Here is a 25,440-nt window from a genome sequence, read left to right as displayed (position 1 = left end):
TACGGACGCCCGCCTACGCCGTCCTGGGCGTGAGGCGGCAGCGGGCCGGGCCCGCCGCCCGCAGGGTGATCGCGGGCGCCACGGGCACCACCGTGTCGACGGCCTCGAAGTCGTACCGCTGGAGGATCATCGCCAGCGCGATCACCGACTCCAGCATCGAGAAGTGCTGGCCGATGCACGCGCGCGGGCCGCCGCCGAAGGGGAACCAGGCGTAACGGGGGCGGGCGGCCTCCGCCTCGGGGGTGAAGCGGTCGGGGTCGAAGCGCTCCGCGTCCTCCCAGTAGTCCGGGTGCCGGTGGGTGACCCAGGGGGCGACGATGACGTCCGCGCCCGCCGGGATGGCGACGCCGCCGATCGAGGTGGCGGCGACCGCGCGGCGCCCGATGACCGGGGCGGCGGGGAAGAGCCGCATGGCCTCCTTGAGGACCCGGGTGACGTACGGCAGGGCGTCGAGGTCCGCGGCGCCGGGGGTACGGCCCGCGAGGACCCGGTCGACCTCCTCGTGGGCCCGCTTCCGCTCCTCCGGGTGCATCCCGAGGAGGTGGAGGGCGAAGCCGAGGGAGGTGGCGGTGGTCTCGTGGCCCGCGAGCAGGAAGACGAGGACCTGCTCGCGCAGCTCCATCGCGTCGAAGCTGCCGTCCTCGGCGCTCTCGGCCTCGACGAGGAGGGTCAGCAGGTCCTGGCCGTCGCCGGGGGCGCGGCCGGAGTCGCGGCGCTCGGCGATGATGCGGTCGCAGACCTCGTACAGCGCCCGGTGGACGGTGGCGGCGCGGCGGTTGCCGGGGGTGGGCCAGTCGCGGGGGACGTTGAGCGGGGAGTAGCCGCGGCGCAGGACGTAGGCGCCGAGGTCGGGGAAGCTGTTCTCGACGATCTCGACGGCCGCGTCCACGTCGGTGCCGAAGAGGATGCGGGCGACGGCGCGCAGGGCCAGGCGGGCCATGTCCTGGAGGACGTCGACGGAGGCGGCGCCGGCCTCCCGCCACTCCTCGGTGAGGGTGGTGACCTCGGCGGCGACCGCGGCGGCGTAGCCGTCGACCCGGCGGCGGGTGAAGAGGGGCTGGACGAGCCGGCGCTGGCGGAGGTAGTCCTCGTCCTGGCTGGTGAGGAGCCCGTTGCCGAAGGACTCGCGGACCTCCTGGTAGAAGGCGTTGTCCTTGCGGAAGTTGGCCGATTCCCCGGCGAGGACCTGCTGGGCGCCCTCGGCGGAGAAGACGCCGTAGACGGTGGCGCGGATTCCGGGCGGGCCCGCGGTGATCCGTACGACGTCGCCGTGGTCGCGGCGGGCGCGGAGGAAGGTGCCGAGGGAGTCGTTCTTGAGGTCGAGCATGGAGCCGAGCAGCGCACGTCCCGCGAGTTGCGGCGCTTCGGCACCGGTGGTGATGGCCATGAACGGTTCCCCTCGATCGTCGCCTGACGGGTGATTGTCCCGCAGCGGGTGACTCACGGGTAGGGATGCCCGAACAGCGGACCGGATCTGGCCTGTTGGCTCGATCCGGGCGGCTGTCGGCCGTGCTCGGTCCGGGCGGCTGTCAGTGGTGTCTGAGAGGCTCGCCGCATGGAGCGACCCGAGATGACCCTGCAGCTGACCATCGACTGCGCGGACCCGCAGCGGCTGGTGCCGTTCTGGCTCGAGGCCTTGCGCTACGTCCCCGATCCGCCGCCCGAGGGCCACGCCACCTGGCGGGACTACTGGGAGGCGATCGGCGTCCCCGAGGACGAGCTGGGGGAGGACGCCGGGGAGCTCCCGGAGTCCATCGTGGACCCGAAGGGCGGGGGTCCCCGGGTCTGGTTCCAGCGCGTCCCGGAGCCGAAGACGGTCAAGAACCGCGTCCACCTGGACCTGAAGGTCGGCGGCGGCCGCGGGGTGCCGCTCGCCCTGCGCCGCGAGCGGGTGGACGGCGAGGTGACGCGGCTCACGGCCCTCGGCGCGACGATTCTGTACACGATGGACGAGCCGAACGGCATGGACTACTACGCGGTGGTCCTCCAGGACCCCGAGGGCAACGAGTTCTGTCTCGTGTGACGTCCCGCCCGGCAGGGCGGGGCGGGGCCGGTGGCAGACCGCATCGCGCGGACGACGAGGAACAGGAGACCGAGGTGGCCGAGACGACGGTGGCCGAGGTGATGGCCGAGCTGGCCGCGCTGGAGGACCCCAAGGCGCGCGCGGTGAACGAGAGGCACGGTGACGACCACGGTGTGAACCTCGGGAAGCTGCGCGCGCTCGCGAAGCGGCTCAAGACGCAGCAGGACCTCGCGGAGCGGCTCTGGGAGACGGACGACAGCGCGGCCCGGCTCCTCGCGCTGCTGATCTGCCGGCCGAAGGCCTTCGGCCGGGACGAGCTGGACGCCATGCTCCGCGGGGCGCGCGCGCCGAAGGTGCACGACTGGCTCGTGAACTACGTGGTGAAGAAGAGCCCCCACGCCGAGGAGCTGCGCGTGGCGTGGACGGCCGACCCGGATCCGGTGGTCGCGAGCGCCGGCTGGGCCCTGACCACCGAGCGGGTCGCGAAGAGGCCCGACGGCCTCGACCTCGACGGACTGCTCGACGTCGTCGAGGCGGAGATGAAGGACGCCCCGGACCGCCTGCAGTGGGCGATGAACCACTGTCTGGCCCAGATCGGGATCGAGCACCCGGAGCGGCGCGCCCGGGCGCTGGCCGTCGGTGAGCGGCTGGAGGTCCTCAAGGACTACCCGACGTCCCCGGGCTGCACGTCTCCGTTCGCGCCCGTGTGGATCAACGAGATGGTGCGCCGCAGGGAGGCGGCGTAGCGGGGGCGCGTCCGGCCGATCCCATGGCGGGCGGAGGGGCAGGTGGCCGGTCTCACGGCCTTCGGACCCGAGAGCGTGGCGCAACGCACGCCCGGACAGTGCCCGTTTCGTCGGACGCGGGCCCTAGCCTTGGACGCATGTCCGATCACCACAGAGAGACCCCTGGCCCCGACGCCCTGAACGACGCCATTCGTACGTTGTGGGTGCGCGCCGGCGAGCAGCAGCGCTCCCTGACGGCCGACGAGCAGCGGATCTACCAGGTGCTCGTGGCAGCGTGGGCCGAGGCGACGCAGCCCGAGCAGGGCCTCGCAGCCTGAGCCGGGGGGGTCTGGTCGATCGGGCCGGGCTCCGGCCTGATCGACCAGACACCCCCGGCTAGGGCCGCCACTCGGTGCGGTACTCGGGGTGACCGGCGTAGGGCAGGGCCAGGACCCGGATCGTCCACTCCGGCGTCACGGGCGGAGCCGTGAACCGGGCGCCGGTGTCGTCGTGGACCCAGCGCTCACCGTCGGCTTCCGTGACCGGCCCCATCCAGCGGAGGGCGCACGAGCCGGTGAACGCATGCTCGCCGCCGACGCCGCACACGGGCGGGCAGGTGACAGCGGAGGCTTCGAGCAGCTGCCGCTTCGACATGACCTCGGTCACCACCCGCGCCCTGGCGATCCGGAGGTACGGATCGCCGGCGATCTCCCACGGGCGGAGGCTTTCGCCGGTCTCACCGGGCCGGGCCGCGGTTGCTGCCTCCTCGTCGTAACGGGCCTTGAGGAAGGCGATCAGGTCGTCCACGGGGCTCTCCGGAAGGTGTTCCGCCCCGGTGCGTCACGACGGGGCGGGTCCGAGTGCCGCACCAGCCGGCGGGGGCGGATGGATGGCCGCACTGTACGAGCAGCGGCCGACGGTTCGGGGGCGTTCCACGAGGCACGGCGAAGAAGGCCCGCACCCGCACGGTGCGGGCCTTCTTCCTCGGCGCTCCTGCGTGCGGGTCCCGCCGGGAGTTCCGGCCGCGCACCCGCCTACTTCGCGATGGCCCGGCTGATCACCATGCGCTGGATCTCGCTGGTGCCTTCGAAGATGGTGTAGATGGCCGCGTCGCGGTGCATGCGCTCCACCGGGTACTCGCGGGTGTAGCCGTTGCCGCCGAGGATCTGGATGGCCTGGGCCGTGACCTTCTTGGCGACCTCGCTCGCGTACAGCTTGGACATGGAGCCCTCGGCCGCCGTGAAGGGCTTGCCGGCCGTCGCCATCCAGGAGGCGCGCCAGACCAGGAGGCGGGCCGCGTCGATCTGGGTGGCCATGTCGGCGAGCTGGAAGGCGACGCCCTGGTTCTCGATGATCGGGCGGCCGAACTGGACGCGGGTCTTGGCGTAGTCGAGGGCGACCTCGTACGCGGCGCGGGCGGTGCCGACGGCCATGGCGCCGACCGCGGGGCGGGAGGCCTCGAAGGTGGCCATGGCGGCGTTCTTCACGCGCTCGCCACCACCGGCCCTGGCCTTCTCCCGGGCTCGGGCCAGCCGCTCGTCGAGCTTCTCCTTGCCGCCGAGCAGGCAGTGGCCGGGGACGCGGACGTCCTCGAGGACGACCTCGGCGGTGTGCGAGGCGCGGATGCCGTGCTTCTGGAACTTCTGGCCCTGGGAGAGACCGGGGGTGTTCGGCGGCACGATGAAGGAGGCGTGGCCCTTCGAGCCGAGCTCGGGGTCGACGACCGCGACGACGACGTGGACGTTGGCGATGCCGCCGTTGGTCGCCCAGGTCTTGGTGCCGTTGAGCACCCACTCGTCGGTGGCCTCGTCGTAGACGGCGCGGGTGCGCATGGAGGCGACGTCCGAGCCGGCGTCGGGCTCGGAGGAGCAGAACGCGGCGACCTTGACGTCGTTCGCGTCGCCGTACATCTGGGGGACCCAGGTGCCGATCTGCTCCTCGGTGCCGTTGGCGAGGACGCCGACGGCGGCGAGGCCCGTGCCGACGATGGAGAGCGCGATGCCGGCGTCGCCCCAGAAGAGCTCCTCCATCGCCATGGGGATGCCGAGACCGGTCGGGTCGAAGAACTGCTGGGCATAGAAGTCGAGCGAGTAGATGCCAATCTTGGCCGCTTCCTGGATGATCGGCCAGGGAGTCTCCTCACGCTCGTCCCATTCGGCGGCCGCGGGGCGCATCACATCGGCGGCGAAGCCGTGGAGCCAGTCGCGCACCTGCTTCTGGTCATCGTCGAGATCGAGCGTGAACTCGCCCATCGTCCCTCCCAGCTGTACGTTACTTGCGGTAACACCAGTCTGTTACCGGCGGGTATGGGCTGTCAACCTGCGGTGGAGCGGTTCGGCCCGACCGGCAGCGGACACCGGCCGGGTGTTACGTTGCGACAGCCTCACGAATCGCACGGGCGGGGAGACACACTTATGGACATCGCACACCGGACCACCGACCAGCAGACGCCCGCCGAACAGCGGCGGCGCGAGCTGCTGGAGGCGGCGGACCGGGTGGTGCTCCGGGACGGCCCCAAGGCGTCCATGAACGCGATCGCGGCGGAGGCAGGCATCACCAAGCCGATCCTCTACCGCCACTTCGGCGACAAGGGCGGCCTCTACCGCGCCCTCGCCACCCGGCACACGGACGCCCTCCTCGCCGCCCTGCGGGCCGCGCTCGACGCGCCGTCCGACCGCCGCCGCCGCGTCGAATCCACCCTCGACACCTACCTCGCCTCGATCGAGGCGCTGCCGCAGGTCTACCGCTTCCTCATGCATCCGGCGGAGGAGTCGCACCAGACCGAGCAGGGCTTCGACGTCGGCCGCCACTCCGCGCCCCTGCTCCGGCGGATGGGCGAGGAGCTCGGCCAGGTCATCGCCGAGCGGGTCGACCTCGGCCCCGGCGCCGAGGCCCAGGCCCGGATCTGGGGTCACGGCATCGTCGGCATGATGCACGCGGCGGGCGACTGGTGGCTCGGCGAGCGCCCCTGCTCCCGCGAGGACCTCGTCCGCAGCCTTGCCGACCTCCTGTGGGGCCGCCTCGCGCAGGCACCGGACCTTCCCGGCGGACCGGGGTTCTAGCTTCTCGCCGGGGCCGTCGGGCCCCGGCACCCCGGGGACCTCCGGGGCCCGGCACCCTGGGGACCTCCGGGCCCCGGCGACCGCAAGCCTCCGGCGACCCGGCGACCCCGGGCCTCGTCAGCCCTGCAGCATCCCGGCCCCGCTCCCCCACGGCTGCTTGCGGATCGCGCGGATCAGACGTGACTTGCGCCACCCAGTGACGTGGTCCGCGTAGACCCCGCCGTCCAGGTGGTCGGCCTCGTGCTGGAGGCAGCGGGCGAAGAACCCCGTGCCCTCCACCCGCACCGGCGTCCCGTCCAGCCGTACGCCCTCGACCACCGCGCGGTCGTAACGGGGCGTCGGAGCCTCCAGGCCCGGCAGCGAGAGGCATCCCTCGGGGCCTCGGAACACGTCGCCGTCCGCCTCCACCAGGCGCGGGTTGACGACATGTCCCAGGTGGCGGGTCTCCTCGTCGTCGGGGCAGTCGTACACGAACACCCGCAGGCCCACGCCCACCTGGTTCGCCGCCAGGCCGACGCCGTTCGCCGCGTACATCGTGGCGAACATGTCCTCGACCAGGCGGGCGAGTTCGGGCCCGAAGTCGGTGACGGGCGCGCAGGGCGTGTGCAGCACGGGGTCGCCGAGCAGAGTCATCGCTCGGACGTGGCCGGAACTGCCGGGGATGGGGCGGTTTCGCATGGCGGTAAGGGTACGGTCCGCCGTGACCTGGCTGTTTCGCACGGCCGCTCGGCGGTGCCGCTGTTCGGGCTGCTGGCCGGATCTCGATAGGCTGAGCCCGGACCGACGCAAGGAGGAACAAGAACGATGTCAGGACACCCCGGTAATCCAGAGCCGCTGTCGCCGCGCGCCAAGCTGGCCGTGACGGCGGGCAGGGCCGCGGCCGCGGTGTCGCGTGCGGCGGGGCGCGGCAGCGGATCGGTGATCGGCGGCAAGGTGGCGCTGAAGCTCGACCCCGATCTCCTCGGCCGGCTCGCGCAGCATCTGGACGTCGTCCTGGTGTCGGCGACCAACGGCAAGACGACGACGACCCGGCTGATCGCGGAGGCCCTGCGCGCCGCCGGCCCCGTCGTCTCGAACGCTCTCGGCGCCAACATGCCCGCCGGCATCACCTCGGCTCTGGCCGGTGGCTCCGACTCCAAGTACGGCGTCATCGAGGTCGACGAGAAGTACCTGGCCGGCGTCGCCCGCGACACCACGCCCAAGGTGATCGCGCTGCTCAACCTCTCCCGCGACCAGCTCGACCGCGCCGCCGAGACCCGGATGCTCGCCGAGAAGTGGCGCGAGGGCCTCAACGGCACGAAGGCCGTCGTCGTCGCGAACGCCGACGACCCGCTCATCGTGTGGGCCGCCTCCTCCTCGCCGAACGTGGTGTGGGTCGCCGCCGGCCAGGAGTGGAAGGACGACGCCTGGTCGTGCCCCTCCTGCGGCGGTGTGATGCAGCGTCCGGGCGACGACTGGTTCTGCGGCGAGTGCGGCTTCCGCCGTCCCGCACCGAGCTGGGCGCTCAGCGGCGACCACGTGCTCGACCCGCACGGCTCGGCCTGGCCGATCCGGCTCCAGCTGCCCGGCCGCGCCAACAAGGCGAACGCCGCGACCTCGGCCGCCGTCGCCGCCGTCTTCGGAGTTCCGCCGCAGGTGGCCCTGGAGCGCATGTACCAGGTGCAGGCCGTCGCCGGACGCTACGACGTGGTGTCCTTCCAGGGCCGTGAGCTGCGTCTGCTGCTCGCGAAGAACCCGGCGGGCTGGCTCGAGACGTTCTCCCTCATCGACGGGCCGCCCGCCCCGGTGATCCTCTCCGTCAACGCGCGCGGCGCCGACGGCACGGACACCTCCTGGCTGTGGGACGTGGACTACGGCCGGCTCGCCGGACACCCGATCATGGTGATCGGCGACCGCCGGCTGGACCTCGCCGTCCGCCTGGAGGTCGCGGGTGTGGACTTCCGCGTCTGCGAGACGCTGGACGAGGCCGTCGCGATGGCCCCGCCCGGACAGATCGAGCTGATCGCCAACTACACCGCCTTCCAGGACGTCCGCCGCCGCGTCGGCAACTGACCCGTAGAGGACTTGCAGCATGAGTGACAGCAGCCTGCGCCTGGTCTGGGTCTACCCGGACCTGCTCAGCACCTACGGCGACCAGGGCAACGTCCTCGTCGTCGAGCGCCGCGCCCTCCAGCGCCGGCTCAACGTCGAGCGCGTCGACGTCCGCAGCGACCAGCCGGTGCCGACCTCGGGCGACATCTATCTGATCGGCGGCGGCGAGGACCGTCCGCAGCGGCTCGCGGCCGAGCGCCTGCTCCGCGACGGCGGCCTGTCCCGGGCCGCCTCGAACGGCGCGATCATCTTCTCGGTCTGCGCCGGCTACCAGATCCTGGGGCACGAGTTCGTCAACGACGTCGGCGAGCGGCAGCCGGGCCTCGGCCTCCTCGACGTCACCACGACCCGCGGCGAGGGCGAGCGGTGCGTCGGCGACGTCCTCGCGGACATCGACCCGCGGCTCGGCCTGCCCCAGCTGACGGGCTTCGAGAACCACCAGGGCATCACCCATCTCGGCCCGACGGCCCGGCCGTTCGCCCGGACCGTCCTCGGCAAGGGCAACGGAACCGGTGACGGCACCGAGGGCGCGTACAACGACACCGTCTTCGGTACGTACATGCACGGCCCCGTCATGGCCCGCAACCCGCAGATCGCTGACCTGCTCCTGAAGCTGGCCCTCGACGTGAACGCGCTGCCGCCGACGGACGACCGCTGGTACGAGGCGCTGCGCGCCGAGCGCATCGCGACCGCCACGCAGCCCGCGTAGCGGTCGTACGGCCCGTCCGGGACGGCTCCGGGGGCAACACGCGCGCCGTTGTTGGTCCCTCGTACGAACGTACGTTGTCCACTGTGCGGACATCCGGTTCGGCCCCGCCACCCTGCGGCGATAGGGTGGCGGGGATCCAGCCGGACGACGTGGTCCGGGAGTCGGCCCACGTTGCAAAGGTTTTTGGGCTATGCGCATTGGCGTGCTCACCTCCGGCGGAGACTGCCCCGGTCTGAACGCTGTCATCCGTTCCGTCGTGCACCGCGCCGTCGTCGACCACGGCGACGAGGTCATCGGCTTCCACGACGGGTGGAAGGGCCTCCTGGAGTGCGACTACCGCAAGCTCGATCTCGAGGCGGTGGGCGGCATCCTGGCCCGCGGCGGCACCATCCTCGGCTCCTCGCGGGTCCAGCCCGCGCACCTGGTCGACGGCGTCGAGCGCGCCCGCGGCCATGTGGCCGACCTCGGGCTCGACGCGATCATCCCGATCGGCGGCGAGGGCACCCTCAAGGCGGCGAACCTGCTCTCCGAGGCGGGTCTCCCGATCGTCGGCGTCCCGAAGACGATCGACAACGACATCGCCTCCACCGACGTCACCTTCGGCTTCGACACGGCCGTCACCGTCGCCACCGAGGCCCTCGACCGGCTGAAGACCACCGCCGAGTCGCACCAGCGCGTCCTCGTCGTCGAGGTCATGGGCCGTCACACCGGCTGGATAGCGCTGCACTCCGGCATGGCCGCCGGCGCGCACGCCGTGGTCGTCCCCGAGCGCCCCTTCGACATCGACGAGCTGACCACCCGGGTCGGCGAGCGCTTCGAGGCCGGCAAGCGGTTCGCGATCGTGGTCGTCGCCGAGGGCGCGAAGCCGCGTGAGGGCTCGATGGACTTCAAGACCGCGGGTACCGACATCTACGGCCACGAGCGCTTCACCGGGATCGCCAACCAGCTCTCCGTGGAGCTGGAGCGGCGCCTCGGCAAGGAGGCCCGCCCGGTGATCCTGGGTCACGTCCAGCGCGGCGGCACCCCCACCGCGTACGACCGCGTCCTCGCGACCCGCTTCGGCTGGCACGCGGTCGAGGCCGCGCACCGCGGCGAGTTCGGCATGCTGACGGCCCTGCGCGGCACGGACATCACGATGGTCCCGCTGGCCCAGGCCGTGGAGAGCCTCAAGACGGTCCCCGCCGACCGCTACGCCGAGGCCGAGTGCGTGATCTGACGCACGTCGGTACGGACGCGTTCGCGTGACACCGCCCCCGGTCGCAGTCGCGGCCGGGGGCGGTTCTAGTCTGGTGCGGACATCAAGCGCGAATCGGGCTCCAGGAGTACTCACGATGGATCACAGCGGGCACGGCATGACCACGGATCTGCCGCCGTTCACGCTGGGACGGGGCCTGGAGTTCTCTCCCGACCTGTTCTTCCTGATCGGCTGCCTCGCGGCGCTCGGTCTGTACGGCTGGGGCGTGGCGCGGCTGCGGCGGCGCGGGGACGCCTGGCCGGTGAGCCGGACGGTGTTCTTCACGGTCGGCGTGCTGACCGTCGCGCTCGTCATGTGCACCAGGCTCAACGACTACGGCATGGTCATGTTCAGCGTGCACATGGTGCAGCACATGGTGATCTCCATGCTGTCGCCGATCCTGCTGCTGCTCGGCGCGCCGGTGACGCTGGCCCTGCGGGCGCTGCCGGTGGCGGGGCGGGGCTCGACGGGGCCGCGCGAGCTGCTTCTGAAGCTGCTGCACAGCCGCTACATGAAGGTGATCACGCACCCCGGCTTCACGATCCCGATGTTCATCGCGAGCCTGTACGGGCTGTACTTCACGCCGCTCTTCGACTTCCTGATGGGCTCCAAGCCGGGCCACATCGGGATGATGGTCCACTTCCTGATGGTGGGCGTGGTCTTCTTCTGGCCGATCATGGGCGTCGACCCCGGCCCGCACCGGCCGGGTTACGTGATGCGGATGCTGGAGCTGTTCGCGGGCATGCCGTTCCACGCCTTCTTCGGCATCGCGCTGATGATGGCCTCGGAGCCGATGGTCAAGGCGTACGAGAACCCGCCGGCCTCGCTGGGGATCAACGCGCTCACCGACCAGAACGCGGCGGGCGGCATCGCGTGGGCGTTCAGCGAGATCCCGTCGGTGCTGGTGCTGATCGCGCTGGTCTACCAGTGGTACCACTCCGAGCAGCGGCAGGCGGTCCGCCAGGACCGGGCCGCCGACCGGGACGGGGACAAGGAGCTGGAGGCGTACAACGCGTATCTCGCCTCGCTCCAGGCCAAGCGGTGACGACCGGCGTGCGGTGAGCGGTCCCTCTTCGGGCCCGGCGCGGGACCTCTGACGGGGTCCGGTGCCGGGCCCGGCTCCTTCTCCGGCGCACGCCGGAGCGTCCTGGGAGTAGCGCGCGCCCCTCTCAGGGGGTCACGATGGGCTGGACGGCTTCCACGACCTCGGTCGGGAGGAGGGCGGACTGATGTCCGGTGGCACGAAGACGATGGCGGTGCTGACCTGCGCCGCGGTGGTGCTCACGACGGCCTACACGGTGGCGCTCGGCAGCAGCGGCTGGCTCTGGTTCGGCTCGGTGGTGCTCGCCGTGGCGACGATAGGCATGGCCGCGTCGGACAGCGCGACCCCGGCGGGCCCGCGCCGCCGACCGCCTGCCGGCCCGGGCGCGGCGAGCCCCTGAGCGGGCCCGGTCGTCCGGCCGCGCCCTCAGTTCCGCGGTGCGAGGACCACCCAGACCTGCCCCGGTGCGAAGGCCAGCGGCTCACCGCCCGGGGTCGTGAACGTGGTGCCCGACGTCGCCGCCGTACGGGACCAGCGGGCCTCGTACGCGCGCCCGTCGCGCAGGACGAGCGCGGTGCCGCTGCCGACGGTCTCGGTGTACGGGGACACCGCGCCGGTGACGTCGTGGAACCGGGAGGGCCGGACGGCGACGCGCTGGACGACCACGGTCGACGGGGCGAGGGGCCCCGTGTCCGTGGCGCGTGCCGCGCGGCCGTCCATCGCCACCCGCCAGGTCCGGTCGGAGGCGGACCAGGTGAAGGTGTAGCGGGCCGCCGGGTAGCGGACGGTCTCGGAGCCGGCCGCGGTGCCGCCCGCCGGGGCGGGGCCGAAGCGGAAGCCGATGTCCCGGGCGTCCTGGGGCTCCGGGACGGTGGCGAGGGCCCGCGCGGGGCGCAGGTAGAGGTTGTGCGGGGCGGCCCGGTCCGGGGAGCGCAGGAAGGCGCCGGGGCGGGTGGTCTCGGTCACGGGGTGGAGCGGCGCGGCGTACAGCAGCGGGTTCAGGGCGGACTGCGCCCCGGAGTAGGCGAGGACGGGCCGGCCGAAGGCGCCGAGCAGCTCCATGTCGGACTCCCGGGCGCTGCGGACGGGGCCGACGCGCTCGGGGAGGCGGGAGGAGTACACGGCGAGGAGCCGGGTCGTACCGCCCTCGACCTGTTCGACGTAGACGAGGTCGGCGGCGCCGAGCCCGGTGTGGGGGCGGGCCGCGGCCACGTTGTCGATCTTGACGGCGAGGACGGGGCCGGACCGCGCCGGGAGCCCGGTGAAGGGCGAGCGGCCGGTCTGGGCGGGGGCCGTGGTGGCGGGCGCGGGCGTGGTGGGCGCGGGTGTCGGCGTGGGGGCCGGTTCCGGGGAGCCCGGGTCGGAGCAGCCGTACAGCCCGGCCGCCGCCACCGCGCACAGCAGGGCGGTGAGGACGCGGCCGGGGCGCCTGGCTCCGCGCTCGCGTGTCATGGTGACGCTCCCCCACCAGTGGACCACGGGGCCGCGCACGGATACAACGGGCTTGACGGACGACGAACGGGGGTCGCGGGTGTTCTACCACCTGATGAAGTACGTACTGCTGGGACCGCTCCTGAAGCTGCTGTTCCGGCCGCGCATCGAGGGTCTCGAGCACATCCCGGAGGAGGGTGCGGCGATCGTCGCGGGCAATCACCTCTCCTTCTCGGACCACTTCCTGATGCCGGTGGTGCTCGACCGGCGGATCACCTTCCTGGCGAAGCAGGAGTACTTCACGGGGCCGGGGATCAAGGGCCGGCTCACGGCCGCCTTCTTCCGGGCGGCCGGGCAGATCCCGGTCGACCGCTCGGGCAAGGAGGCCGGCAAGGCGGCGATCCGGGAGGGCCTCGGGGTGCTCGGGAAGGGTGAGCTGCTCGGCATCTACCCGGAGGGCACGCGCTCGCACGACGGGCGGCTCTACAAGGGGAAGGTGGGCGTGGCGGTGATGGCGCTGACGGCCGGGGTGCCGGTGGTGCCCTGCGCGATGGTGGGGACCTTCGAGATCCAGCCGCCGGGGAAGGTCGTGCCGAGGATCCGCCGGGTCACCATCCGGTTCGGGGCGCCGCTGGACTTCTCCCGGTTCGCCGGGTCGGCGGGCGAGAGGGCGGTGGTCCGCGCGGTGACCGACGAGATCATGTACGAGATCCTCCGGCTGTCCGGGCAGGAGTACGTGGACGACTACGCGGCGGTGGTGAAGGCGGCGGAGGCCGACGGCTGAGGCCCGGCCGCGAGTTCCCCGGGCGGGAACGCTGTGAGCGGATCCGCGCTCGGCGCAATGCCCTGGGCCGCCGCGCCTGACGGTCGTAGCGTCTCGATCATGACCAAGGGAACCGCGTTCGTGCTGGGTGGATCGGGACAGGTGGGGCGGGCGGCCGTGCGGGCGCTCGCCGCGGACGGCTGGGAGGTGACGGCCGCCTCGCGGGGCGGCGGCAGGGACGAGAGGTGGCCGGCCGAGGTCCGGTCGGTGGCGCTCGACCGGACCGAGGAGGGCGCGCTGGCGGCCGGTCTGGGCGACGGGTGCGATGTGCTGGTGGACATCGTGGCGTACGACGCCGGGCACGGCCGGCAGCTGACGGGGCTCGCGGACCGGATCGGTTCGGCGGTGGTGGTGTCCAGCGGCGCCGTCTACGAGGACGAGCAGGGACGCGGCTTCGACACGCAGGACCGGCCGGACGGCTTCCCCGACTACCCGCTGCCGATCCCGGAGGACTGGCGGACGGTGGCGCCCGGCGACACGTCGTACGGCACGCGGAAGGTGGCGCTGGAGCGGGAGTTGCTGGCGGCGGGCGACGCCCTGCCGACGACGGTGCTGCGGGCGGGCGCGATCCACGGGCCGCACTCCCCTGGTCCGCGGGAGCTGTGGTTCGTCAAGCGGGCGCTCGACGGGCGGCCGGTGCGGATACTCGCGTACGGCGGGGCCTCGCGGTTCCACCCGGTGCACGTGGACAACCTGGCGGAGCTGGTCCGGCTCGCGGCGGCGAACCCGGGCAGCCGGGTGCTGAACGGCGGCGACCCGGAGGCACCGACGGTGGCGGAGATCGGGGCGGCGGTCGACGCGGTCATGGGCGTCAGCAGCGAGACGGTGCTGATCGAGGGCGCACCGCCGCGGGACATGGTGGGGTCCACCCCGTGGACGGCGCCGCGTTCCGTGGTCTACGACATGGGCGCGGCGGAGCGGGAGTTGGGGTACCGGCCGGTGGTGTCGTACGCCGACTCGCTGCCGGAGACGGTCGCGTGGCTGACCGAGCGGGTGGAGGGCCGCGACTGGCGGGAGGCCTTCCCGGGTCTCGCGAAGTACGGGGTGGACTTCTTCGACTACGCGGCGGAGGACGCCTGGCTGGCGTCGCGGGGGTGACACGGGTGAGGGGAGGGACGGGTGTCCCTCCCCTCACCGGGCCGTCAGCGTGTTACGGCTTCGGGGTGGCGTGCGGGGCGCAGGTCTGGTCCCTGGCGTCCAGCTTGCCGGTCAGGAGGTAGGCCTCGACCTTGGTGTTGAGGCACGGGTTGACCAGGCCGGTGATGCCGTGCGAGCCGGCGTCCTTCTCCGTGATGAGGCGCGAGCCCTTGAACCGCTTGTGCAGCTCGACGGCGCCTTCGTACGGGGTGGCGGCGTCGCGCTCGGACTGGGCGATGAGCACCGGCGGCAGGCCCTTGCCGGTCTTCACCTCGGTCGGGCGCTGGCGCGGCGCGGACCAGGTGGCGCACGGCAGGTTCATCCACGCGTTGGCCCAGGTCATGAAGGGGTACTGCTGGTGGAGCCGGCTGTTGTCCCGGTCCCACTTCTTCCAGCTGGTCGGCCAGGGGGCGTCGGCGCACTCGACCGCGGTGTAGACGGCGTTGCCGTTCTCCGAGGCGGCGTTGCCGGCGGTGTCCGTCGGGTCCGAGGCCGCGTTGTCGATGAGCGGCTGCGGGTCACCCGCGGCGTACGCGCTCCAGGCCTCGGCCACCGGGGCCCACATGGAGTCGTAGTACGGGGCGTTCTGGAAGAAGCCGATGAGCTCGGCCGGGCCGACCTTGCCGCCGAGGGGCGCCTTCTTGGCGGCGGCGCGCAGGGTCACCCACTGCTGCTGGACCTCCGCCAGGGTGTCGCCGAGGTGGTAGGTGGCGTCGTTCTGGGCGACCCAGGTCATCCAGTCCTTGAGCCGGCCCTCGAAGGCGATGTCCTGGTCGAGGTTGACCTCGTACCAGACCTTGCGCGTCGACGGGTTCACGACGCTGTCGAGGACCATGCGGCGGACGTGGGTCGGGAAGAGGGTGCCGTAGACCGCGCCGAGGTAGGTGCCGTAGGAGACACCGACGAAGTTGAGCTTCCGCTCGCCGAGGGCGGCGCGGATGACGTCGAGGTCACGCGCGGTGTTGGGCGTGTTCATGAAGGGCAGCATGTCGCCGCTCTTCTCGGCGCAGCCCTTGGCGTACTCGGCGGCGAGCTTGCGCTGCGCGCGCTTGTCGGCCTCGCTGTCGGGGACCGGGTCGAGCTTGGGGCCCTTGACGAACTCGCTCGGGTCGACGCAGGAGATGGGGGCCGACTTGCCGACGCCGCGCGGGTCGAAGCCCACGAAGTCGTAGGCCTTGGCGGCGCCCGCCCAGATCGCGTTCTTGGTGGTGACCCGGCGCGGGAAGCGCAGGCCGGAGCCGCCGGGGCCGCCCGGGTTGTAGAGGAGCGCGCCCTGGCGCTCGGCGGGGGTGCCGGTGGCGTTGATCCGGTCGACCGCGATCTTGATCTTCTTGCCGTTGGGCTTGGCGTAGTCGACGGGGACGGTGACCCAGCCGCACTGGATCGGCTTCTCGAGGCCCCAGTCGGCCGGACAGTCCTGCCAGTCGATGCCCGCCTGGGCGGCCCGCGCCGCCGCGACGGCGACGCCGATCGACTCGGCGTCACGCAGGTGGCGGTTGCTGTCGGCGTTCGCCGCCGGGGCCGCGAGCGCGCCCGCGACGAGCGTGCCCGCTATCAGGGTGCCGGCCGAGCCGAGCACTGCCGTACGTCTCAACGTGTACTCCCCCAAGATGAGCACCACCCCCCGTGGCGGCGCTGTGTGTTGGCTGTCCGGGGGATCCTTTCGTCCCGGGGGCACCCGATGAAAGGGCGAACACGTGTTTCTTTGCCGAACCAATAACCGGTGAACGGTGTACCGCTGAGCGGTGACCTCTCGGCGGTACCCGCAGATACGGTCAGAACTCGTCAGAACGGGGCGAGTTCGGACAGAGCGGAGTCGAGCAGCCGCCGGACCGCGAGGGCGTCCGGGGCGACGACGGTGGCGAGGGCCGCGGGTCCGGCGAGCGGGGTGACGGCGGCGTGCTCGCCGAGCAGCCTCGGCCCCACCGGCTTCTCCGCGAACGCCGGATCGACGACGAGGAGCTGCCCGGTGGCCCGATGGCCGCCCAGGACCGCGCCGCCGTCCCAGCCACCGGGGGACCCGGGGCCGAAGGCCAGCTCCTGGTCGAGGAGGGGACGCCCGGCGCGCCGGACGGTGAGGCGGGTGACGAGGGTGCCGGGCGGTTCGCCGTGCCGGCCGAGGATCTGCTCCTCGCGGAGCACCAGCCGGGCCGTGGCCGCGAGTTCGACGACGGTCCGCATCCGCAGGTGGGAGCCGTGCACGGAGACCACCTGCTCGGGCAGCCAGCGGAGCACCCCGCCCTCGCCCACGGTGATCCGGACGTCGTACGCGGCCGGCTCGGCGCTCCGGCCCGGCAGGGCGAGGGTGGCGGCGGCCGAGTCGACCAGAAGCCTGGCCCCGTCCCGTACCTCGGTCTCGACGGCGAGCCGGTCACCGCCGAGCGGCGCGCTCATCGCCCCGACGACGGTGACCCGGGTGTACGGTCCGGACGCCCTGGTCCGGCGCAGGGCGAGGGGCCCGTCGCTCACGAGCAGCGGCAGGCCCCCGTCGGCGTCGGCGGCGATCCGGGCGGTGGCGCGCAGGCTCACGCGGTCCATGCCCCGAGCTGGGCCCGGACCCAGTCGGCGACCGGGGCGACGCCGTGCTCGGCGCGCAGCGAGGTGAAGGCGACGGGCAGGTCGCCGCGCTGCTCCTTGGCATCGCGCGCCATCCGCTCCAGGTCGGAGCCCACGTACGGGGCGAGGTCGGTCTTGTTGACGACGAGGAGGTCGGCGGTGGTGACGCCGGGGCCGCCCTTGCGCGGGATGTCGTCGCCGCCGGCCACGTCGATGACGAAGATCTGGGCGTCGACGAGTCCCTTGGAGAAGGTGGCGGTGAGGTTGTCGCCGCCGGACTCGACCAGGATGAGGTCGAGCGGACCCACGGTGTCCTCCAGCTCCTCGACGGCTTCGAGGTTGGCGGAGATGTCGTCGCGGATCGCGGTGTGCGGGCAGGCGCCGGTCTCCACCGCCTGGATCCGCTCGGGCGGCAGGACGGCGTTGCGGAGAAGGAACTCGGCGTCCTCGCGGGTGTAGATGTCGTTGGTGACGACCGCGAGGGAGAGGGTGTCGCGCAGGACCCGGCAGAGGGCGGCGACGGTGGCGGTCTTGCCCGAGCCGACCGGCCCGCCGAGCCCGATGCGCAGGGCGCGTCGGGTGCCGTCGGGGCGGTGGGCGTCGGCGGAGACGGCGCCGTGGTGGGTGTGACCGTGGTCGAGGTGCATGGGGCGGCTCCAGTGGTTCTCAGGATGCGAAGAGGCGGACGGGCCAGGACGCGTGCTGTTCGGCGGTGATGTCGAGGAGGGGCGCGGAGGCCGCGGGCAGGGCGTCGACGCCCTGCCGGGCGGCCCGCGCGGCCTCCTCGGCGACCAGGTCCATGGCGGGGGTGAGGCGGGCGAGGACGGCGGTGGCCTGGAAGGGGTCCAGGCTCAGCAGCCGGACCACGGCGGTGGCGGGACCGCTGACGGTCTCGTACGCGACGCAGTGCGCGGCGTCCTCGGGGCCGAGCCCGGCGGCGCGGGCTGCGACGCCGAGGACGACGGGCTGATGGGCGCCGCGCGGGAATGCTCCGGCGAGCGCGTCGAGTTCGGCACACGGCCAGGCGGCGCGCGCCGCCCGCATCATCTGCCGGCCGAGCTTGCGGGCGGCGGCACGCAGGGCGGGCGAGGGGGTGCGGGCGTCGGCGGCCGCGTCGAGCTCGCCCGGGTCGAGTCCGTGCGCGGCCCCGGCGGCGAGCCCGGCGGCGGTGAGCCCGGTGGTGTGCAGCCGGCCCCGGCAGAAGGCTTCGAGCCCGGCCGCGTCCCGGACGCGGCCGGCTCTGACGGCGGCCTCGGCGCCGCCGGAGTGGGCGTGCCCGCCGGCGGGGAACCGCCCGTCGGCGAGCACCAGGAGTGCGGAGCGGCTCGTCATCAGAAGAGGAAGTAGCGCTGGGCCATGGGCAGTTCGGCGGCGGGGGCGGGTTCGACCGCTTCGCCGTCGATCGTGACCGTGAAGGTGTCGGCGTCGACCTCGACCCGGGGCATCGCGTCGTTCTCCCGCATGTCGGCCTTGGACACCCGGCGGGTGCTGCCGATCGCGGCGAACTCCTTGTGCACGCCGAGCCGTTGCGCGATGTCGTCCTCGATCGCCGCCTGTGCGACGAAGTTGACCGAGCCGGCCGCCGCCGCCTTGCCGAGCGCCCCGAACATCGGCCGGGGCAGCACGGGTTGGGGCGTGGGGATGGAGGCGTTGGCGTCACCCATCTGCGCGTAGGCGATCTGGCCGCCCTTGAGGACGGTGAGCGGCTTCACCCCGAAGAAGGCGGGCTCCCACAGCACCAGGTCGGCAAGCTTGCCGGGTTCGACGGAGCCGATGAGGTGGTCCATGCCCTGGGCGACCGCCGGGTTGATCGTGTACTTGGCGACGTAGCGGCGCGCACGGTGGTTGTCCGCGCGGCCGTCCCCGGGCAGGGCGCCGCGTCGCTTCTTCATGACGTGGGCGGTCTGCCAGGTGCGCATGACCACCTCGCCGATACGGCCCATGGCCTGGGAGTCGGAGGAGATGATCGAGATGGCGCCCAGGTCGTGGAGGACGTCCTCGGCGGCGATGGTGGAGGGCCGGATCCGGGACTCGGCGAAGGCGAGGTCCTCGGGAACGGCCGGGTTGAGGTGGTGGCAGACCATCAGCATGTCGAGGTGTTCCTCGATGGTGTTGACGGTGTGCGGCCGGGTCGGGTTGGTGGAGCTGGGCAGGATGTACGGCTCCGAGACCACCGTGATGATGTCGGGGGCGTGGCCGCCGCCCGCGCCCTCCGTGTGGTACGCGTGGACGGTGCGCCCGGCGATGGCGGCGAGGGTGTCGCCGACGAAGCCGGCCTCGTTCAGGGTGTCGGTGTGGATGGCGAGCTGGGCGCCCGTCTCCTCGCACACGCCCAGGCAGGCGTCGATGACGGCGGGGGTGGCCCCCCAGTCCTCGTGGATCTTGAATCCCAGTGCTCCGCCGCGCAGTTGGGAGTGCATGGCCTCCCGGGACATGGTGTTGCCCTTGCCGAGCAGACCGATGTTGACCGGGAAGGTGTCGAGGGCCTCGAACATCCTGGCCGTGTGCCAGGGGCCGGGCGTGACCGTGGTCGCCTTGGTGCCCTCCGCCGGTCCCGTACCGCCGCCGACAAGGGTGGTGACGCCGGTGGCGAGGGCCTGCTCGACGACGGTCGGCGAGATGAAGTGGACGTGGGCGTCGACGGCACCGGCGGTGACGATCCGGCCGTTGCCGACGATGATCTCGGTCTCGGGGCCGATCACGAGGTCGGGATGGATCCCGTCCATGGTGTCGGGGTTGCCGGCCTTGCCGAGGGCGGTGATCCGGCCGTCCCGGATGCCGATGTCGGCCTTGACGACGCCCCAGTGGTCGATGACCACGGCGCCGGTGATCACGGTGTCGGGGGCGCCCTCGGCGCGGGTGGTGCGCGCCTGGCCCATGGACTCGCGGATGACCTTGCCGCCGCCGAAGACGGCCTCGTCGCCGGCGCGGCCGGGGCCACCGCTGCGGTCCTCCTCGATCTCGACGAGGAGATCGGTGTCGGCGAGCCGGATGCGGTCGCCGGTGGTGGGGCCGAACAGGTCGGCGTAGACGGCGCGGTGCAGGTCAGGCACGGTCGGCCCCCTCGGCCTCGGTGGGTTCGCCGGCCCCGGTGGGTTCGCCGGCGCGGTCGGTCGGGTCGAGCGGGCCCGCCGTGCCGCCGCGCAGGCCGGGCACGATCCGGCGGCCGGCGAGCGGGACGAGTTCGACCTCCACGGGGATGCCCGGCTCGAAGCGGACGGCGGTACCGGCGGCGATGTGCAGCCGCTGCCCGTGCGCGGCGGCGCGGTCGAAGTCCAGGCCGGGGTTGACCTCGGCGAAGTGGTAGTGGGAGCCGACCTGGACGGGCCGGTCGGCGGCGTTGAGCACGGTCAGACGCGTGACGGGGCGCCCCTCGTTGAGGGCGACGGGGCCGTCCGCGTACAGGATCTCTCCGGGGATCATCGGCGCGGCCCGTTCAGACGATGGGGTCGTGGACGGTGACGAGCTTGGTGCCGTCGGGGAAGGTGGCCTCGACCTGGACGTCGTGGATCATCTCGGGGATGCCGTCCATGACCTCGTCGCGGGTGAGCACCTTGCGTCCCGAGGCCATGAGCTCGGCGACGGTGCGACCGTCCCGGGCGCCTTCGAGGATGTGGGAGGTGAGGAGGGCGACGGCCTCGGGGTGGTTGAGGCGCACACCCCGGGCCAGGCGCTTGGCGGCCACGTCCGCGGCCACATGGATGAGCAGGCGTTCCTGTTCGTGCGGGCTCAGTTGCACTCTTCCACCTCACAGTCGTCGACCGGGGACACCCGGACAGCTGCGGACCCTACCGACCGTCAACACCTTGTTGAACTGCGGAGATGCGGCGCGCGGCCAGACATTGCACGTTAGGGCGGAAGTTTTTCCGGCTCGTTAACTGCGGCTTTGCTCTTTCATGATCATCGGATCGGGTCGACCGACATGGACATCAGACCGCGGAGCCCGTCCTCCAGTACGTCGACGGCGACGTCGCCGAAGAGGGCCTGCTGGGCGATGAAGCCCTGGACGACGGCGATCAGGGTGCGGGCCACATGGTCGGCGGGAACGTCGGCGGACAGGATGCCGCTCTTCTTGTAGAGGGCGACCAGGTCCGCCCAGACGACCCGCATGCCGTTGTAGCCCTCCGCGAGGGTCCGCGCGAGCTGGTCGTTGCGGAGGGTCTCGGTCCACACCTGGATGATCAGACGTGCGAAGGCCTGCCGGTCGGCGCCCTCGATCCGCTCTTCGAGGAAGAGCCGGAGCACCGCGCCGATCAGTACGTCGGGGGTGGGCGGCGGCGTGGCCTTGGACGCCTCCTCGAAGGCGCTCCTGATCCCGGCGAAGGCCTCGGTCGCGATGGCCGCGATGATCTCGTCCTTGCCGCGGAAGTACCGGTAGACGGCGCCGGCCGACAGACCGACCTCACCGAGCACGTCCTGCATCGAGGTGGCGTGGAAGCCGTTGCGGGCGAAGCAGCGCGCCGCGCCGTCGAGGATCTGGCGCCGCCGGGCGTCGAGGTGTTCCTGGGAGACACGAGCCATGCCCCGAACCTAAAACGAATATTCATTCTTGACAACTTCCGGCCCCCGCAGGACAGTGAGGGACATATAAAAACGAACGATCCTTCTCTTTGAATCGAGGACCCCATGTCCGCCAACGCCACCGCCCTCGGCGCGGGGCGCAGGACCATCGCGGTGATGGTCCTGATCCCCGTCGTCGTCGCCCTGACCCTCTGGGCATTCGCGTGGCCCGCGGCCCGGACGGCCCCCCGCGACCTGCCGATCGGCGTCGCGGGACCCGCCACGGTGGTCACCGCCCTGGAACAGGGCATCGCCCGGCACGAGGGGGCCTTCGAGGTCCACCGCTACGCGGACGAGGCCGCGGCCCGCGCCGCGATAGAGGACCGCGATGTATACGGAGCGGTGGTCGTGACCCCCGGCGGCACGGAACTCCTGACCGCCTCGGCGGCGAGCCCCGTGGTGGCCGGGCTCCTGCGCGAGGCCATGACCGCACAGGCCCCGGAGGGCACGAAGCTCCAGGTCACGGATGTGGTCGCCGCCCCGGCGGGCGACCCGCGCGGGGCCGTGCTCGCCTCCAGTCTGCTGCCGCTCGCCCTGGCCGGAGCGGCGGCAGGGGTCGTGACGACCCTCCTCGGCCTGCGCGGCGGGCGGGCGGCCGCCGCCCTCACCGGCGCCGCGGCGCTCGCGGGCGTCGTCGGCGCGGCGCTCGCCCACAGCTGGCTCGGCGCGCTGGGCGGGAACTGGTGGGCCGAGGCCGGGATCCTGGGCCTCACCGTCCTGGCGATCGGTTCGACGTTCGCCGGGCTCGCGGCCCTCGTGGGAAAGCCGGGCCTCGGGATCGGGGCGCTGCTGATGATCCTGCTCGGCAACCCGTTCTCGGGCCTGTCGAGCGCGCCGGAACTCCTGCCGACCGCCGTGGGCACCCTCGGTCAGTGGCTGCCGCCGGGCGCCGCGGGCTCGGCCCTCCGGTCCGTCTCCTCCTTCGAGGGCGCGGCGGCGGGCGGACCGGTCCTGGTCCTTGCCCTCTGGGCGGCGGCGGGCCTCACGGCGACCTTGATCGGCGCCCGGAGGCGCACCGCACCCGTGGAGCCGGCGTCCGTGACGGCGGCCCCGGTCCCCGCACGCGCGGGCTGATCCCGGCCCACCGAGGCCTGCGCGCGAACGAAGACGGCCGCGTGCCCCCGCTGTAGCGGACGGGGGCACGCGGCTTTTCGGTGTGCGCGGGAGGGGCGAGGGGCGGCGGGCGGCGCGGTCCGCCGGAGAGGGTTCAGGAGACGCCGGGCTCGCGGTGGTGGGCGGCGATGCCGAAGCGGCGCTGTTCGCCGGTAGCGGAGTCCAGGGAGTGGAGGCCGGAGACCGAGCTGACCACCTGCTCGTCGACGGGCTTCTCGGCCGCCTCGAGTTCCTCCAGGTCAGCGGCGGAGACCAGGGCGACCAGCGGCTTCCCGTGGCGGGTGACGACGACGCGCTCGCCACCGTAGACGACGCGGTTGATCAGGTCGGCGAGCTCGGCTCGCGCTTGCGTCACCGGGATCTCGTAGGTCATGCTCCCCATCTTACGGGTTGTACGTCCTGTACATTTTTTACAGATGGAGGTACCCGCCATGGATGCTCGCCACGTCCTGCCCGAGTTCACGGAGCGCACCAGCTACGGGACCCGGACCCTCGACCCCTACTCGAAGCTCCTCTCGAACCGGATCGTCTTCCTCGGGACGCCGATCGACGAGACGTCGGCCAACGACGTCATCGCCCAGTTCCTGTATCTGGACCACGCGGGCCCCGAACAGGACATCTCGCTCTACATCAACTCCCCCGGCGGCTCGATCAGCGCCATGACCGCGATCTACGACACGATGCGCTCGCTCCACTGCGACGTGGAGACCACCTGCCTGGGCCAGGCCGTCTCCACCGCCGCCGTACTGCTCTCCGCCGGCACCCCGGGCAAGCGCATGATGCTCCCGGGCGCCCGGATCACACTGCGTCAGCCCGCCATGGACGAGCCGCTCCAGGGTCAGCCGAGCGACCTCGACCTCCACGCCCGTGAACTGCTCCGCCTCCGCGCGCTGATGGCGGGGATGCTCACCGAGCACACGGGGCGGGACCGGGAGCGCGTCGACGCCGACCTCGACCGCCTCACGGTCCTGGACGCGCCGGCGGCGGTCGCGTACGGCCTGGTGGACCACGTGATCACGAACCGGCGCGCGGGCGCCGGCGGTACGGCGGGATGAGCCGGCCGTGGTTCCCGAGCTGCCTCCGCTGCCCGCGCTGACCCGCGCCGAAGGTGAACTCGTCGACGCCTACCTCGAAGTGGTGGACCTCCTCGGGAAGATCAATCCATCCAGGGGTTCGCATACCTATGGCGCACTGCGCGCGGCACAAGCCCTGGTGGGGCGGACCGAGGCGCTGCTCCAGGCCCTGACGCTGATGCATATGCGGGGCGAGAGCGAGGTACACGCGGACACGCTGGCGCGTGCGCTCAGGGTGTTGGACGGTGAGCGCCGAGCGGACCGCGTCACCGTCCGGCGCACCCCCGCGAGTTGACATATCCGCGTGTCGTGTCGAGGGCCGGACGGCCGACGCGCACCGCAGAATCACTCCTCCGTTCGGCGTAGTCGACGAGTCGACATATGTGCCGGGTGACTTGCACAACAGGTGTACGCATTTGGCGGAATGGGACGTTCCACCCCTGGTGCGGGGCTCGTAGGGCAAACCTCCGAAGATCACAAAGGCTCCCTGTCCACCCGTATGGATCAGTCGTGAGGAGCCTCACATATCGCCGTTTCAGCTCGGATTTCGACCCGGGTGTGGGTCAAGATCCCTGTCGACGACAAGCCCCCGCCGCCGCGGCGGGGCGGTCCGGGCGGACGCCGAGTCCTGCCGCTGTCCCGGACGTCTGGTCGACAGGATTGGATCGGCAGGAGTGGAGGACCCGATTTTTACGGGGCGTACGCGCTGTTCCGGCAGCGAGGCCGTCCCTTGGGGTGAAGCCGCGTCAGCGGCCGGGCATCTTCGCCAGCCCGAACCCGACAGGTCATCCTTCGCAGGCGGCTGACGAAGGGTTGCGCATGACTGCGCAGATGCACGTCCCGTCCCTGCTGTCCCGGGCCGGAGCCGTCTCGGCTCTCACCCTCGCCGCCGTCGGCGGCACGCTGTTCGCACCCGGTGCGGCAACGGAGGCCCAGGCAGCCACCACGCACGCGAACAAGGCACTGAGCGTCGCCGCGTCCAAGAAGGGAGCTCCGTACCGGTACGGGAGCACCGGGCCCTCGAGGTTCGACTGCTCCGGTCTGACGCTCTACGCGTACAAGAAGGCGGGCAAGTCGCTGCCCCGCACCGCGCAGCAGCAGTACAACAAGACCCGGCACATCTCCGCCTCCACGAGGCAGAAGGGGGACCTGGTCTTCTTCCACTCCGGCGGGAGGGTCTACCACGTGGGCATCTACGCCGGCAGCGGCAGGATCTGGCACTCGCCCAAGACGGGTTCCTGGGTGAAGCTCGACAAGATCTGGTCGTCGAAGGTCTACTACGGCCGCGTCCGCTGATCAGGCGGCGGTAGCGGTTCGTCCGTGGGGGGGGGTGCGGTGGCGCCGCCGTACCCCTGGCCGACGGAACGGGACCTAACAGCTCGCCACGGGCGCCACGGTCCACGGGAGAGTGATCCAGACCGTCTTGCCGCCGTCCTCGGTCGGCGTGACCGACAGACGGCCGCCGGCTTCGGCGGCGAGGACGCGGATGATGACCATGCCGCGCCCGTTGTCCTGCTGGACGGCCGCCGGGAGGCGGCGCGGCCGGCGCGGATGGCTGTCGGTGACGCCGATGTGGAGCCGCTCCTCGCGCTCCAGGCGGACGTCCACCGTGAAGGTGGGCGACTGGCCGAGGGTGTGCAGGACGGCGTTGGTGGTCAGCTCGGAGACGATGAGCCGGATCGAGTCCGAGAGGTCCGCGGCGTCGTCCAGACCCCAGCCCATGAGGACGTCCGCGACGTAACGCCGGGCCGTGGGGACCGAGGCGGGTTCGCTCGGCAGCGTGACGGATGCTTCCTGGTGATCTGCCATGGCGACGCTGTCCCTTTCCCACCGGGGCCACCGCCCCGGATTGCGCTTCGCG

Annotated in this window: 30 protein-coding genes and 1 riboswitch; of the genes, 15 read left to right on the top strand and 15 right to left on the bottom strand. The window is 72.4% G+C overall.

The window, feature by feature from the left end; all coding sequences use genetic code 11:
* Positions 1–13 precede the first annotated feature (13 nt).
* Complete coding sequence (locus ACIP84_RS08055; protein ID WP_401795977.1) at positions 14–1,387, bottom strand: cytochrome P450; 1,374 nt, start codon at positions 1,385–1,387, stop codon at positions 14–16.
* Positions 1,388–1,555: 168 nt separating this feature from the next.
* Between ACIP84_RS08055 and ACIP84_RS08050 the strand changes: the two genes are divergently transcribed.
* The 3 genes from ACIP84_RS08050 to ACIP84_RS08040 all read left to right on the top strand — a co-directional run bounded on the left by ACIP84_RS08050 (position 1,556) and on the right by ACIP84_RS08040 (position 3,086).
* The gene (locus ACIP84_RS08050; protein WP_355958369.1) at positions 1,556–2,023 is read left to right on the top strand and encodes a VOC family protein; all 468 of its coding nucleotides are present in this window, start codon (positions 1,556–1,558) and stop codon (positions 2,021–2,023) included.
* 101 nt (positions 2,024–2,124) lie between these two features.
* Entirely contained in the window at positions 2,125–2,769 is a 645-nt protein-coding gene (locus ACIP84_RS08045; RefSeq protein ID WP_401797072.1) for a DNA alkylation repair protein, read from the top strand.
* A gap of 137 nt (positions 2,770–2,906) precedes the next feature.
* Positions 2,907–3,086: a hypothetical protein gene (locus tag ACIP84_RS08040; RefSeq protein ID WP_355958366.1), complete on the top strand. Its 180-nt coding sequence runs from the start codon at positions 2,907–2,909 to the stop codon at positions 3,084–3,086.
* A 58-nt stretch (positions 3,087–3,144) separates the two neighbouring features.
* Here ACIP84_RS08040 and ACIP84_RS08035 read toward each other — a convergent pair whose 3' ends face one another.
* Both ACIP84_RS08035 and ACIP84_RS08030 read right to left on the bottom strand, forming a co-directional pair.
* Entirely contained in the window at positions 3,145–3,555 is a 411-nt protein-coding gene (locus tag ACIP84_RS08035; protein WP_401795973.1) for a DUF6221 family protein, read from the bottom strand.
* 227 nt (positions 3,556–3,782) lie between these two features.
* Complete coding sequence (locus ACIP84_RS08030; RefSeq protein ID WP_355958364.1) at positions 3,783–5,000, bottom strand: acyl-CoA dehydrogenase family protein; 1,218 nt, start codon at positions 4,998–5,000, stop codon at positions 3,783–3,785.
* A gap of 162 nt (positions 5,001–5,162) precedes the next feature.
* On the opposite strand from ACIP84_RS08030, the gene ACIP84_RS08025 reads away from it, so the two are divergent.
* Positions 5,163–5,810 carry a TetR family transcriptional regulator gene (locus ACIP84_RS08025; protein WP_401795969.1) on the top strand — a complete coding sequence of 216 codons (648 nt, stop codon included), beginning with the start codon at positions 5,163–5,165 and terminating at the stop codon, positions 5,808–5,810.
* A 117-nt stretch (positions 5,811–5,927) separates the two neighbouring features.
* Here the strand turns inward: ACIP84_RS08025 and def are convergent, their stop codons facing one another.
* Complete coding sequence (def, locus tag ACIP84_RS08020) at positions 5,928–6,488, bottom strand: peptide deformylase (protein ID WP_401795966.1); 561 nt, start codon at positions 6,486–6,488, stop codon at positions 5,928–5,930.
* Between the two features lie 126 nt (positions 6,489–6,614).
* Between def and ACIP84_RS08015 the strand changes: the two genes are divergently transcribed.
* The 5 genes from ACIP84_RS08015 (at position 6,615) to ACIP84_RS07995 (ending at position 11,286) form a co-directional block, all read left to right on the top strand.
* Positions 6,615–7,862 (top strand): MurT ligase domain-containing protein, encoded by a 1,248-nt coding sequence (locus tag ACIP84_RS08015; protein WP_355958359.1) that lies wholly within the window; start codon positions 6,615–6,617, stop codon positions 7,860–7,862.
* A 19-nt stretch (positions 7,863–7,881) separates the two neighbouring features.
* Positions 7,882–8,610 (top strand): glutamine amidotransferase, encoded by a 729-nt coding sequence (locus tag ACIP84_RS08010; RefSeq protein WP_355958357.1) that lies wholly within the window; start codon positions 7,882–7,884, stop codon positions 8,608–8,610.
* A gap of 190 nt (positions 8,611–8,800) precedes the next feature.
* Positions 8,801–9,826, top strand: a complete 1,026-nt coding sequence (locus tag ACIP84_RS08005; RefSeq protein ID WP_073902085.1) for a 6-phosphofructokinase — start codon at positions 8,801–8,803, stop codon at positions 9,824–9,826.
* A 115-nt stretch (positions 9,827–9,941) separates the two neighbouring features.
* On the top strand, positions 9,942–10,889 hold the full coding sequence (locus tag ACIP84_RS08000; protein WP_355958355.1) for a cytochrome c oxidase assembly protein: 948 nt from the start codon (positions 9,942–9,944) through the stop codon (positions 10,887–10,889).
* Between the two features lie 184 nt (positions 10,890–11,073).
* Positions 11,074–11,286 (top strand): hypothetical protein, encoded by a 213-nt coding sequence (locus ACIP84_RS07995; protein WP_355958493.1) that lies wholly within the window; start codon positions 11,074–11,076, stop codon positions 11,284–11,286.
* Between the two features lie 26 nt (positions 11,287–11,312).
* Here the strand turns inward: ACIP84_RS07995 and ACIP84_RS07990 are convergent, their stop codons facing one another.
* Positions 11,313–12,338 carry a DUF3048 domain-containing protein gene (locus ACIP84_RS07990; RefSeq protein WP_401795961.1) on the bottom strand — a complete coding sequence of 342 codons (1,026 nt, stop codon included), beginning with the start codon at positions 12,336–12,338 and terminating at the stop codon, positions 11,313–11,315.
* 79 nt (positions 12,339–12,417) lie between these two features.
* Between ACIP84_RS07990 and ACIP84_RS07985 the strand changes: the two genes are divergently transcribed.
* Both ACIP84_RS07985 and ACIP84_RS07980 read left to right on the top strand, forming a co-directional pair.
* Positions 12,418–13,101 carry a lysophospholipid acyltransferase family protein gene (locus ACIP84_RS07985; RefSeq protein WP_355958482.1) on the top strand — a complete coding sequence of 228 codons (684 nt, stop codon included), beginning with the start codon at positions 12,418–12,420 and terminating at the stop codon, positions 13,099–13,101.
* A gap of 99 nt (positions 13,102–13,200) precedes the next feature.
* Complete coding sequence (locus ACIP84_RS07980; protein ID WP_401795958.1) at positions 13,201–14,238, top strand: NAD-dependent epimerase/dehydratase family protein; 1,038 nt, start codon at positions 13,201–13,203, stop codon at positions 14,236–14,238.
* A gap of 52 nt (positions 14,239–14,290) precedes the next feature.
* On the opposite strand, the gene ACIP84_RS07975 is transcribed toward ACIP84_RS07980, so the two are convergent.
* The 8 genes from ACIP84_RS07975 to ACIP84_RS07940 form a co-directional block, all read right to left on the bottom strand.
* The gene (locus tag ACIP84_RS07975) at positions 14,291–15,871 is read right to left on the bottom strand and encodes an alpha/beta hydrolase (protein WP_355958349.1); all 1,581 of its coding nucleotides are present in this window, start codon (positions 15,869–15,871) and stop codon (positions 14,291–14,293) included.
* 191 nt (positions 15,872–16,062) lie between these two features.
* Positions 16,063–16,806 carry an urease accessory protein UreD gene (locus ACIP84_RS07970; protein WP_401797069.1) on the bottom strand — a complete coding sequence of 248 codons (744 nt, stop codon included), beginning with the start codon at positions 16,804–16,806 and terminating at the stop codon, positions 16,063–16,065.
* Entirely contained in the window at positions 16,803–17,480 is a 678-nt protein-coding gene (gene ureG, locus ACIP84_RS07965; protein ID WP_401795954.1) for an urease accessory protein UreG, read from the bottom strand. The genes ACIP84_RS07970 and ureG overlap by 4 nt, the downstream gene beginning before the upstream one ends.
* 19 nt (positions 17,481–17,499) lie before the next feature.
* Entirely contained in the window at positions 17,500–18,165 is a 666-nt protein-coding gene (locus ACIP84_RS07960; protein ID WP_401795952.1) for an urease accessory protein UreF, read from the bottom strand.
* Positions 18,165–19,886 carry an urease subunit alpha gene (locus ACIP84_RS07955; protein WP_401795949.1) on the bottom strand — a complete coding sequence of 574 codons (1,722 nt, stop codon included), beginning with the start codon at positions 19,884–19,886 and terminating at the stop codon, positions 18,165–18,167. The genes ACIP84_RS07960 and ACIP84_RS07955 overlap by 1 nt, the downstream gene beginning before the upstream one ends.
* A complete protein-coding gene (locus ACIP84_RS07950; protein WP_401795946.1) occupies positions 19,879–20,256 on the bottom strand; it encodes an urease subunit beta in 378 nt (125 codons plus the stop codon). Before ACIP84_RS07950 ends, ACIP84_RS07955 begins: the two co-directional genes overlap by 8 nt.
* A 13-nt stretch (positions 20,257–20,269) precedes the next feature.
* Positions 20,270–20,572 (bottom strand): urease subunit gamma, encoded by a 303-nt coding sequence (locus tag ACIP84_RS07945; RefSeq protein WP_030316690.1) that lies wholly within the window; start codon positions 20,570–20,572, stop codon positions 20,270–20,272.
* 161 nt (positions 20,573–20,733) lie between these two features.
* On the bottom strand, positions 20,734–21,354 hold the full coding sequence (locus ACIP84_RS07940; protein WP_401795943.1) for a TetR/AcrR family transcriptional regulator: 621 nt from the start codon (positions 21,352–21,354) through the stop codon (positions 20,734–20,736).
* 105 nt (positions 21,355–21,459) lie between these two features.
* Between ACIP84_RS07940 and ACIP84_RS07935 the strand changes: the two genes are divergently transcribed.
* Positions 21,460–22,467: an ABC transporter permease gene (locus ACIP84_RS07935; RefSeq protein WP_401795940.1), complete on the top strand. Its 1,008-nt coding sequence runs from the start codon at positions 21,460–21,462 to the stop codon at positions 22,465–22,467.
* Positions 22,468–22,600: 133 nt separating this feature from the next.
* On the opposite strand, the gene ACIP84_RS07930 is transcribed toward ACIP84_RS07935, so the two are convergent.
* Entirely contained in the window at positions 22,601–22,879 is a 279-nt protein-coding gene (locus ACIP84_RS07930) for a type II toxin-antitoxin system Phd/YefM family antitoxin (RefSeq protein ID WP_355958336.1), read from the bottom strand.
* Between the two features lie 58 nt (positions 22,880–22,937).
* On the opposite strand from ACIP84_RS07930, the gene ACIP84_RS07925 reads away from it, so the two are divergent.
* The 3 genes from ACIP84_RS07925 to ACIP84_RS07915 all read left to right on the top strand — a co-directional run bounded on the left by ACIP84_RS07925 (position 22,938) and on the right by ACIP84_RS07915 (position 24,875).
* Entirely contained in the window at positions 22,938–23,561 is a 624-nt protein-coding gene (locus ACIP84_RS07925) for a ClpP family protease (protein ID WP_401795937.1), read from the top strand.
* 7 nt (positions 23,562–23,568) lie between these two features.
* Positions 23,569–23,874, top strand: a complete 306-nt coding sequence (locus tag ACIP84_RS07920) for a hypothetical protein (protein WP_355958333.1) — start codon at positions 23,569–23,571, stop codon at positions 23,872–23,874.
* Positions 23,875–24,188: 314 nt separating this feature from the next.
* A riboswitch (cyclic di-AMP (ydaO/yuaA leader) is annotated at positions 24,189–24,395 on the top strand.
* A 3-nt stretch (positions 24,396–24,398) separates the two neighbouring features.
* Positions 24,399–24,875: a C40 family peptidase gene (locus tag ACIP84_RS07915; RefSeq protein WP_355958331.1), complete on the top strand. Its 477-nt coding sequence runs from the start codon at positions 24,399–24,401 to the stop codon at positions 24,873–24,875.
* A gap of 75 nt (positions 24,876–24,950) precedes the next feature.
* Here ACIP84_RS07915 and ACIP84_RS07910 read toward each other — a convergent pair whose 3' ends face one another.
* Positions 24,951–25,388 (bottom strand): ATP-binding protein, encoded by a 438-nt coding sequence (locus ACIP84_RS07910; RefSeq protein WP_355958330.1) that lies wholly within the window; start codon positions 25,386–25,388, stop codon positions 24,951–24,953.
* Positions 25,389–25,440: the final 52 nt, after the last annotated feature.

It is taken from the genome of Streptomyces sp. NPDC088707 (assembly GCF_044752725.1).
Taxonomy (GTDB): domain Bacteria; phylum Actinomycetota; class Actinomycetes; order Streptomycetales; family Streptomycetaceae; genus Streptomyces.
Note: the sequence above shows the minus strand (reverse complement) of the source record. Positions and strands in the feature narration are given on the sequence as shown.

Excerpts from the sequence above, each read along its gene's own strand:
- ACIP84_RS08055 (WP_401795977.1), bottom strand. The coding sequence starts at position 1,387 with ATGGCCATCACCACCGGTGCCGAAGCGCCGCAACTCGCGGGACGTGCG.
- ACIP84_RS08050 (WP_355958369.1), top strand. The coding sequence starts at position 1,556 with ATGGAGCGACCCGAGATGACCCTGCAGCTGACCATCGACTGCGCGGAC.
- ACIP84_RS08045 (WP_401797072.1), top strand. The coding sequence starts at position 2,125 with ATGGCCGAGCTGGCCGCGCTGGAGGACCCCAAGGCGCGCGCGGTGAAC.
- ACIP84_RS08040 (WP_355958366.1), top strand. The coding sequence starts at position 2,907 with ATGTCCGATCACCACAGAGAGACCCCTGGCCCCGACGCCCTGAACGAC.
- ACIP84_RS08030 (WP_355958364.1), bottom strand. The coding sequence starts at position 5,000 with ATGGGCGAGTTCACGCTCGATCTCGACGATGACCAGAAGCAGGTGCGC.
- ACIP84_RS08025 (WP_401795969.1), top strand. The coding sequence starts at position 5,163 with ATGGACATCGCACACCGGACCACCGACCAGCAGACGCCCGCCGAACAG.
- def (WP_401795966.1), bottom strand. The coding sequence starts at position 6,488 with ATGCGAAACCGCCCCATCCCCGGCAGTTCCGGCCACGTCCGAGCGATG.
- ACIP84_RS08015 (WP_355958359.1), top strand. The coding sequence starts at position 6,615 with ATGTCAGGACACCCCGGTAATCCAGAGCCGCTGTCGCCGCGCGCCAAG.
- ACIP84_RS08010 (WP_355958357.1), top strand. The coding sequence starts at position 7,882 with ATGAGTGACAGCAGCCTGCGCCTGGTCTGGGTCTACCCGGACCTGCTC.
- ACIP84_RS08005 (WP_073902085.1), top strand. The coding sequence starts at position 8,801 with ATGCGCATTGGCGTGCTCACCTCCGGCGGAGACTGCCCCGGTCTGAAC.
- ACIP84_RS08000 (WP_355958355.1), top strand. The coding sequence starts at position 9,942 with ATGGATCACAGCGGGCACGGCATGACCACGGATCTGCCGCCGTTCACG.
- ACIP84_RS07995 (WP_355958493.1), top strand. The coding sequence starts at position 11,074 with ATGTCCGGTGGCACGAAGACGATGGCGGTGCTGACCTGCGCCGCGGTG.
- ACIP84_RS07990 (WP_401795961.1), bottom strand. The coding sequence starts at position 12,338 with ATGACACGCGAGCGCGGAGCCAGGCGCCCCGGCCGCGTCCTCACCGCC.
- ACIP84_RS07980 (WP_401795958.1), top strand. The coding sequence starts at position 13,201 with ATGACCAAGGGAACCGCGTTCGTGCTGGGTGGATCGGGACAGGTGGGG.
- ureG (WP_401795954.1), bottom strand. The coding sequence starts at position 17,480 with ATGCACCTCGACCACGGTCACACCCACCACGGCGCCGTCTCCGCCGAC.
- ACIP84_RS07960 (WP_401795952.1), bottom strand. The coding sequence starts at position 18,165 with ATGACGAGCCGCTCCGCACTCCTGGTGCTCGCCGACGGGCGGTTCCCC.
- ACIP84_RS07950 (WP_401795946.1), bottom strand. The coding sequence starts at position 20,256 with ATGATCCCCGGAGAGATCCTGTACGCGGACGGCCCCGTCGCCCTCAAC.
- ACIP84_RS07940 (WP_401795943.1), bottom strand. The coding sequence starts at position 21,354 with ATGGCTCGTGTCTCCCAGGAACACCTCGACGCCCGGCGGCGCCAGATC.
- ACIP84_RS07935 (WP_401795940.1), top strand. The coding sequence starts at position 21,460 with ATGTCCGCCAACGCCACCGCCCTCGGCGCGGGGCGCAGGACCATCGCG.
- ACIP84_RS07930 (WP_355958336.1), bottom strand. The coding sequence starts at position 22,879 with ATGACCTACGAGATCCCGGTGACGCAAGCGCGAGCCGAGCTCGCCGAC.
- ACIP84_RS07925 (WP_401795937.1), top strand. The coding sequence starts at position 22,938 with ATGGATGCTCGCCACGTCCTGCCCGAGTTCACGGAGCGCACCAGCTAC.
- ACIP84_RS07915 (WP_355958331.1), top strand. The coding sequence starts at position 24,399 with ATGACTGCGCAGATGCACGTCCCGTCCCTGCTGTCCCGGGCCGGAGCC.
- ACIP84_RS07910 (WP_355958330.1), bottom strand. The coding sequence starts at position 25,388 with ATGGCAGATCACCAGGAAGCATCCGTCACGCTGCCGAGCGAACCCGCC.